The organism is Kitasatospora sp. NPDC056800 (genome assembly GCF_042789775.1).
In the GTDB taxonomy this organism is placed as follows: Bacteria; Actinomycetota; Actinomycetes; order Streptomycetales; family Streptomycetaceae; genus Kitasatospora.
In genome coordinates this window covers 1-2,414 of record NZ_JBHUAL010000390.1, presented here as the reverse complement: position 1 = coordinate 2,414, position 2,414 = coordinate 1, and the positions used below count along the sequence as shown (strand labels likewise).

The window sequence follows — 2,414 nt, the reverse complement described above, 5'->3', positions numbered from 1 at the left end:
GCGGGGCTGCCGGCGGACTTCGCGGAGCTGTTCTCGGTGATCCTGGACGGCCGCAACGCGTCGCTGGGCGACGGGGTGCGGCGGGCGTTGGGCCGCGAGCCGCGGGACTTCGCCGACTACGCCCGCGAGGCCGCCGCCTCGGGCGTGTGGAACGTGTGAGCCGACCCGTCCGGGGCGGCTCCGACCGCCCGTCTCCGGGCGGGCGCTGGTAGGGAATCCGAACGGACACTGGAGGTCTGGTCATGACGGACGGCACAACGGTCTGGTCGACGGAGCAGGGGCTGCGCGCCCTGCCCGAGCAGCTCAAGGGCTTCGGCCTGATGCACGTCGCGATGCGCCGGGACGCGGCACGGCTGACCGCCGCCGCGCAGCGCGGCTCGGCGGGCTCCGCCGCGGCGCTCGCGGAGTGGTTCGGGCGGCTGCGCTCGGTGATCGACTGGCACCACCACAGCGAGGACGAGATCCTCTGGCCGTACCTGCGTGGCCGGGTGGCGGGCTTCGACGGCAGCGGGGTCCTGGAGGAGGACCACGAGGCGCTGGACGCCTCGATGCGCCGGGTCGCCGGGGTGCTCGGCTCCGGACTGCGCGTCGAACTCCCGGAGGCCGCCCAGGCGTTCGAGAGCCTGGTGCGCGAGCACCTGCGGCACGAGGAGCCGGTGGTCTTCCCGGCGCTGGCCGGCCTGTCGGTGGACGAGTACCTGAGGGTCGAGCGCCGGATCATCGGGAGCGCGCCGACCCAGGTGATGACCTACCTCCAGCCCTGGATGTTCGACGGCGCGGACGCGGCCTCGGTCCGGGCGGTCTCGGCGACCATCCCGGCCCCGGTGCGGCTGCTCGGGCGGACGGTCCTGGACCGGCGGTACCGGCGCGGGCTGGGCGCGGTGCTCTGAGCCGGTCTCTCCGCCGTGTTCGCCGGGGCGGTGAGGTGCGCCGGCCCCGGCCGGGCGCGGCACCGCCGGGTGCCGCAAGTGCCCTGCCGGGGGCCGGGGTTCCGGTTGTCGCGGTTCCGTTGCGCGGCGCGCCGCACGGTGGGCGGTGTCGAGAGTTCCACGTTCGTCGGCGCCGCACTCCGCGGGGCCGGAAGATTGAGAGGGTCCTGGGATGCGTTCGGATCAGACCGCGGTTCCGCTGTCGTACACGGCGCCGTCGGCCATCGGGAGTGCGGGGGTGGGGAGTTCGGTGCGGGCTGTCGGACAGAGCAAGGCCGCGGGGCCGCTGCTGGTGGGTTCCACCGTGGCGATGGGCCTGATGGCGGGGCTGTTCTTCGCCTTCGACGTGTCGGTGATGCCGGGCCTGGCGGCCGGGGACGACCGGACCTACGTCACGGCGATGCAGCACATCAACAAGTCGATCGAGAACGGGCTGTTCGGCCTGGTCTTCGTCGGCGCCTTCGCGGCGACCGGCCTGGCGGCCTGGCTGCTGCACAAGGCAGGCCGGCGCCAGGTGGCGCTCTGGGCGGGCCTGGCGACGGCGCTGTACGTGGTGGCGCTGATCGTCACCATGGGCGTCAACATCCCGCTGAACAACGAGCTGGCGGCGGCCGGCGACCCGTCGCAGATCCACGACTTCGCCGCCGTGCGGGCCAAGTTCGCGGACAGCTGGGTGCCGGTCAACATGCTCCGCACCGCGCTCTGCACCGGCGGTCTGCTCGCGCTGACCCGCTCCCTGGTGCTGCACGGCCGCGGCGGCCGCTGAGCTCCGGCCCGCCCGGTTCCGCGCATCGCCGCTGTGCCCGTCCGCCTCGTGCGGGCGGGCACACGCGCGTTCCGGGGCCGTGCGCCCGCCGTTGTGGCCGGGCTGCCGGGGCCGGCCCGGTGCGCTGGGGCGTGCGCCGGTGCGCCGGTCCGGTGCGTTCTCCCAATTCACTTGGTGAGACACCGAGTTGGCGAACCGGTCCGATGTGGTGGAGCATAGGCCGGGCCCGGTCCGTTGCGGTGCGCTTGCGCCGCGGCCGAGCACCGTACAGCTGCTGGGGAGGAGGCGGTTCCGGTGACTCCGGTGGAACGTCCGTTTCTGGTGCGGGGGAAGGCGGTACCCCTGGCCAGATATCTGGCGGAGGAGGCCATCGAGGGCCTGGTGGCCTGCTCGTGCATCGGGAACGAAGTCTGCATCGACCTCGCCGACACCAGGATCCTGGTGAGCCTGGTCGACGTCGCCGACGTGCTGCGGCTCAACTTCCACATGGTCCAGGACGGCCCGGCCAAGCCCCGCTCGTGGTCGCGACGGCTGCCCGCCGGCACCGGCCCGCGCGAGACCGCGTCCCGGATAGCGCTGGACGTGCGGGCCCTGGAACGCGAACTGGCGCCCTTGCGCCGGCGTCCGCCCCGGCCGGTGCCGGGGGCGGCGCAGCACCGCCCCGGCTGAGCCGGGGTCGGCGGCGAGGGCGACACGGACGACGAGGACCGGCACGGGTC

The 2,414-nt window shown here is 74.3% G+C and carries 3 protein-coding genes and 1 pseudogene; all 4 read left to right on the top strand.

From position 1 onward, the window contains the following. Nucleotides 1–159, top strand: a pseudogene (locus ACFRQN_RS40535) (NmrA family transcriptional regulator); the annotation flags it as partial. 83 nt (nt 160–242) lie between these two features. Next, nucleotides 243–890, top strand: coding sequence for a hemerythrin domain-containing protein (locus ACFRQN_RS40530; RefSeq protein ID WP_380745645.1), 648 nt, complete (start codon nt 243–245; stop codon nt 888–890). 289 nt (nt 891–1,179) lie between these two features. Further along, the gene (locus ACFRQN_RS40525; protein ID WP_380745643.1) at nt 1,180–1,695 is read left to right on the top strand and encodes a DUF1772 domain-containing protein; all 516 of its coding nucleotides are present in this window, start codon (nt 1,180–1,182) and stop codon (nt 1,693–1,695) included. A 303-nt stretch (nt 1,696–1,998) separates the two neighbouring features. Then, nucleotides 1,999–2,364 carry a hypothetical protein gene (locus ACFRQN_RS40520; RefSeq protein ID WP_143204557.1) on the top strand — a complete coding sequence of 122 codons (366 nt, stop codon included), beginning with the start codon at nt 1,999–2,001 and terminating at the stop codon, nt 2,362–2,364. Nucleotides 2,365–2,414 lie beyond the last annotated feature (50 nt).